Annotated in this window: 6 protein-coding genes and 1 pseudogene; 5 read left to right on the top strand and 2 right to left on the bottom strand. The window is 62.6% G+C overall.

The genetic code is table 11. The features are described from left to right. From ACY693_RS14435 to ACY693_RS14415, 5 genes are all read left to right on the top strand, one after another. Positions 1 to 1,354, top strand: a 1,354-nt coding sequence (locus tag ACY693_RS14435) for an FAD-binding protein (RefSeq protein WP_462322517.1), incomplete at its 5' end; no start/stop codon positions are given. A gap of 42 nt (positions 1,355 to 1,396) precedes the next feature. Continuing rightward, positions 1,397 to 2,110, top strand: coding sequence for a succinate dehydrogenase iron-sulfur subunit (locus tag ACY693_RS14430; protein ID WP_462322516.1), 714 nt, complete (start codon positions 1,397 to 1,399; stop codon positions 2,108 to 2,110). Continuing rightward, on the top strand, positions 2,107 to 2,397 hold the full coding sequence (locus ACY693_RS14425; protein WP_462322515.1) for an FAD assembly factor SdhE: 291 nt from the start codon (positions 2,107 to 2,109) through the stop codon (positions 2,395 to 2,397). Before ACY693_RS14430 ends, ACY693_RS14425 begins: the two co-directional genes overlap by 4 nt. A 98-nt stretch (positions 2,398 to 2,495) precedes the next feature. Then, complete coding sequence (locus ACY693_RS14420; RefSeq protein ID WP_462322514.1) at positions 2,496 to 2,666, top strand: DUF29 family protein; 171 nt, start codon at positions 2,496 to 2,498, stop codon at positions 2,664 to 2,666. Further along, positions 2,654 to 2,935, top strand: coding sequence for a DUF29 domain-containing protein (locus tag ACY693_RS14415; RefSeq protein WP_462322518.1), 282 nt, complete (start codon positions 2,654 to 2,656; stop codon positions 2,933 to 2,935). Before ACY693_RS14420 ends, ACY693_RS14415 begins: the two co-directional genes overlap by 13 nt. A gap of 9 nt (positions 2,936 to 2,944) precedes the next feature. On the opposite strand, the gene ACY693_RS14410 is transcribed toward ACY693_RS14415, so the two are convergent. Continuing rightward, positions 2,945 to 4,645, bottom strand: a complete 1,701-nt coding sequence (locus ACY693_RS14410) for a putative bifunctional diguanylate cyclase/phosphodiesterase (RefSeq protein ID WP_462322513.1) — start codon at positions 4,643 to 4,645, stop codon at positions 2,945 to 2,947. Positions 4,646 to 4,777: 132 nt separating this feature from the next. Continuing rightward, positions 4,778 to 5,409: pseudogene (locus ACY693_RS14405) on the bottom strand (GGDEF-domain containing protein); the annotation flags it as partial.

The raw sequence follows: 5,409 nt of genomic DNA, 5'->3' as shown, positions 1-5,409 counted from the left end.
GGCGGATCGCACCGGCCACGCCATCCTGCATACGCTCTATCAGCAGAACCTCCGCGCCAAGACCCACTTCTTCGATGAGCACTTCGCCGTGGATCTGATCCGCGACGACGAAGGTGCGGCCATCGGTGCCTTGGTGCTGGATATCGACAGCGGCGAGCCCTTGGTGATCGAATCCAAGACCACGTTGCTCGCCACCGGCGGCTATGGGCAGGTGTTCCGCACCAACACCAATGCCTTTATCAACACCGGCGACGGCATGGCGATGGCGCTGCGTGCCGGGGTGCCGCTGCAGGACATGGAGTTCTATCAGTTCCATCCCACCGGTGTTGCCGGCAAGGGCATGCTGATCACCGAAGGTGCGCGCGGCGAGGGTGGGTATCTGGTCAACGGCGAGGGGGAGCGCTTCATGGAGCGTTATGCGCCGAAGGCGCGCGATCTTGCCAGCCGCGACCTGGTCTCGCGCTCGATCGTCACCGAGATCCGCGAGGGCCGCGGCTGCGGGCCGAACAAGGACTACGTGCTGCTCAAGGTCGACCACCTCGGCGCCGATGTCGTCCATCAGCGTCTGCCGGGTATCACCGATATCTGCCGCGTGTTCCTCGGCATCGATCCGGCGAAGGAGCCGATCCCGGTGTTTCCGACTGCACACTACGCGATGGGCGGGATTCCGACCGACCGCCATGCGCGGGTGGTCGCGCCGGCTCGACATGGTCCTGAAGAGGTGGTGCCAGGTCTCTACGCCGCCGGTGAATGTGCCTGTGTCTCGGTGCATGGTGCCAACCGGCTTGGCGGTAACTCGCTGCTCGACATCCTGGTCTTCGGCCGTGCCGCAGGCACCGATATCCTGACCTATGTGGCCGAGAATCCAAACCACCGCTTGATGCGCGATGAGCATATCGAGCCCGCGCTTGCACGACTCGCCCGCTGGGAGCGGCAAGGAGAGGGGGAGCGAGTCGCCGAGGTCCCGGCCGAGCGGCGTCGGCTGATGGCGGATCACTGCGGTGTCTTCCGCGATCAGCCGACGATGGCCGAAGGGGTCGATAAGCTCAAGGCCCTGCGTGAGCGGGTCGACGGCGTGCGTCTGCGTGACCACAGTCAGACCTTCAACACCGCGCGGATTGAGGCGCTGGAGCTCGACAATCTCGTCGATGTCGGCATGGCGACGCTGATGTCGGCGCTGCACCGCGACGAGAGTCGCGGCGCACACTCCCGGGTCGATCATCCCGAGCGCGACGACGAGCGTTGGATGAAGCACAGCCTCTCTTCGCGCGACGGCGATCGCATGGACTATAAGCCGGTGCGGACGAAGCCACTGACGGTGGAGTCCTTTCCGCCCAAGCCACGGGTCTATTGAGCGCTGGCCGCGATACCTACCTCATTTCAGGACCGACCACGCATGTCCACCACGATCAGCGTCTACCGTTACCAGCCCGATACCACATCCGCTGCCGTGTCGGCCAAGCCCTATATGCAGACCTTCGAGGTCGAGGCCACGCCGGGCATGATGCTGCGCGAGGCGCTCCTGGCGATCAAGGAGCAGGATGAGACCTTCGCCTTTCGCCACTCCTGTGGCGAGGGCGTCTGCGGCTCTGATGGGGTCAACGTCAATGGCACCAATTGTCTGGCCTGCATCACGCCGGTCGCCGAGCTGAAGCAGCCGATCCAGGTTCGTCCGCTGCCGGGCCGTCCGGTGATTCGCGATCTGGTCGTCGATATGACCCAGTTCTACGAGCAGTATCGCGCCGTCGATCCCTATCTGATCCGCAAGGACCCGCTGCCTGAGCAGGAGATCCGCCAGTCGCCGGCCGATCGCGACAAGCTCGATGGGCTTTACGAGTGCATCCTCTGCGGCTGCTGCTCAACCGCTTGCCCGTCGTTCTGGTGGAACCCGGATAAGTTCCATGGCCCGGCAGCATTGCTGCAGTCCTGGCGCTTCTTGGCCGACAGCCGTGACCAGGCCACCGAGGAGCGGCTCGATGCGCTCGAAGGTCCATACAAGCTGTTCCGCTGTCACAGCATCATGAGCTGTGTCGAGGTCTGCCCCAAAGGCTTGAACCCGACCAAGGCCATCGGCCAGATCAAAGAGCTGATGCTCGAGCAGTCGGTGTGAGCGATCTCGAGGAGCGCCAGATCGCGCGCCTGCGCTGGCAATGTCGCCGTGGCATGCTCGAGCTCGACCTGCTGCTCAATCGCTTCCTCGATCAGCGCTATCTCGACCTTGACCCCGCCGGGCGTGCCGACTTCGAGCGTCTGCTTGGCTATCAAGACCAGATCTTGCAAGACTGGTTGATCGGCGAGGCTGTGCCGGCGGACCCCGCGCTCAGCGATCTGGTTGTGGCAATCCAAGGCTGCATGCTTGAAGGGGAGCGAGCAGCGAGCGCCGGCACCGTCGAGTGATACCGGCCGCAGGGTTTCAATCCAAAGGCTAGCCCCGATGCTGGAAGCCCCCCAAGCTGAGCCCCCGCTGAGCCCCCGCTGAGCCCCCGCTGAGCCCCATGAGTGATCGCACGCAAACCTCTGATCGATACGCCTGGCTCGAGCACCAGAGCAGCCTGCTGAAGGCGGGACGCATTCAGGATCTGGATATCGAACAGCTGGCCGAAGCGCTGGAGCAGGAGCTGGGCAACGAGCGGCGCGAGCTCTATCGACACGGCTGCGCATCCTGATTGGGCATCTGCTGAAATGGCAACACCAGCCCGATCAGTGCTCATCGAGGTGGGCGCGCACTATTCGGGTACAACGCAAAGACCTCGCTAGGCTGCTTAAGGACAGCCCGAGCCTAAGACGTTTCCTCGAAGGGGAGGTTCGCGACGCCTATGTCGATGCGGTTGATCTCGCGAGCTTCGAGACAGGTCTCCCTAAGCTCAGCTTCCCCGAAGACTGTCCTTATCCGATTCAAGCCCTGTTCGACCAGGACTTTTGGCCAGGCCCGTAATCGGCTTGATCAGCTGCAAGAGACGCTCAGCGAGCGACTTGACGCCGGAGGCTTGGCAATCGGTGGCTCGGGTGCTGGGCGGCCGATGAAATAGCCTTGTGCAAAATCGACCCCGAGCTCGCAGAGCACCTTAAGGATGGCCTCGGACTCGACGAATTCGGCGACGACCTTCTTGCCCATCGTATGCGCCATCTGGGTCGTCGCCTGCACAAAGATGCGATCCTCGGAGCTTCGATCCAGGTCGCGGATAAAGCTGCCGTCGATCTTCACGTCCTCGACCGGGAACTGTTTTAGGTAGGCATAGGAGGTCAAGCCGCTACCGAAGTCGTCGAGCGCGAAGTGGCAGCCGAGCGCGCGGATGTTTTCGATGCGTTTGATGGCGACGCCGATGTTATCGATGGCCACGGTTTCCGTGATCTCAAGCGTGAGGCGCTGCGGATTGACCTGCGAGCGCTGGAGTAAGTCCGCGAGCTCATCGTCGATGGAGGGATCGGCCAGCGCCTTGGCGGACAGGTTGACCCCTAGCGATAGATGAGGATGCTCGGCCAGCACGCGAATCGCCTCGTCGATGACCCAGCGATCGATGGCGTTGATCAGCCCGGTGCGCTCAGCAACCGGAATGAACTCATTGGGGCTTGCAAGCCGCCCATCGGCAAGCTCGATGCGCAACAGACCCTCGGCACGCCAGATCGCTCGCTGCGGCAGCGCCATCAGTGGTTGATAGAACAACCGAAGTCGGCCGGCCTCCATGGCCTCGATAATCTCCCGATTCCAGAGCACGCGCGCATTGGCCGCGGCGCGCGCGCTGTCTTGATCGGAATAGAGATGGCAGCGTTGACGCTGTCTGGCCGTCGCCTGATACATGGCGAGATCGGCATTGGCCATCAGCGGTTGGGGGTCACTGCCATGATCCGGGAACAGCACGATCCCAATACTCGCGGAGACCTGGTGACGATGACCTTTCGCCTGCACTCGAGTCGTGCGGATCTGCTCGTGCAGCTGCTCGGGGCGTGTGACAACGGTGTCCAGGTCGACCACAGTGAGCAGGATCGCAAACTCGTCGCCGCCGAAGCGGCTGATCTTGTCCTCCTCGCCGAGCGCTGCCGCGAGCCGTTTGCCGATACGCTTGAGGAGGCGATCCCCAATCAGATGGCCGCTGATATCATTGATGTCCTTGAAATTGTCGAGGTCGATGAAGAGCAAGGCACCGCAGCGCTTCTGCTGCTGCGCCCGTGCGATCGCTGCGGTTAGCTCTTCATGAAAACGACGCCGATTGGGTAGGGCCGTTAGCGGGTCGTGATCGGCTAGCCAACGAAGCTCGTTTTGCGCGACCTCACGCTCGGCCTGAATCTGTGCCATGCGTCGGTTGAGCTGTTTGGCGACCTCAATGGTCTCGTCGATCTCGTCACGGAAGCCGATCGAGCCATGCGGGGTTGGTAACTGATCGGCTAGGGTCTCGAATCGATTCTCTGCGAGGAGCGGCAACAGGCGCGATAGATCGCGAATCCGCCTAACCGGACCGTGCATGGTCAGCAGCAGGGCCTCAGCCAGGATCAGGCTGAGCAGACCGATCAGGATGCTGTTGCGCGACATCTGAGCGATGGTGCGCCGCCCCTCGGTGGTCTGGTTGACGATGAAACCGATCAGTCCTGTGTCCTTCTGATCAAGACGAAAGACCTCATACCAGTCGTCCCCGCGCTCGATGGCCAAGGGCTGCTCGGAGCTGCTGACGATTAGGGATGCGGGCGGGACGGACTGAAGCAGTGGCAGAATCTGCTGCGGCTGGGTTGCCCCGAAGAATCGCAGCTGAGACCGGAGCGGGGGCTCGTTGGGCCTCTCAGCCTAATCCAGCGTCGCGATCGCGAGGTCGGCGCCTGTGAGATTTTGAAAGGCCAATAGGACGCTTGCCATGGTCCGCCCAAGCACTAGGGTGCCGGCAGTTTCGCCATGCCACAGGACCGGAGAGGCCAGGTATTGATGGCAGTGATCGCGACTGCAGTGTACGTGCTCGATGATCTCTTCGGGCTGCTGCCGAATCCGCTGCAGCAGTGACACTGGCAATGGCGGCTGTTCCGAAGGCCAAAGCGCTGAGGGCTGGCCGTCAATCGGTACCCAGTGCACCGTGCGGATATCCCATTCGAGATCGAGCATTCCGCCGCCAACGCGCAGTGCCTCCCTGAGTTGATCGACCGCCGAGGTGTCGGGAGCTGAGGGGGCGAGGCGGGGCACCATACTGGCCAGCTGCGACATCTGTTGATAGCGATCGGCCATGAGGCTGAAGAAATGCTCTGCCTGGCGCTGCCGCAGATGCGCGTGGTGGCGCTCGAATTGGCCGAGCAAGACCTCGCGGGCATAGAGCGTGAGCGATAGGATAACGGCGGCCAACGTGAGGCTGATGCCGATGAGGACCTTCCAACGCAGCCCAAAGAAGCGGCGCGGGTCACGGGATCTCGGCGCACCGGCGTTTGAATCAA

It is taken from the genome of Halochromatium sp., from assembly GCF_054919635.1.
This window is presented reverse-complemented; position numbering and strand designations above follow the sequence as displayed.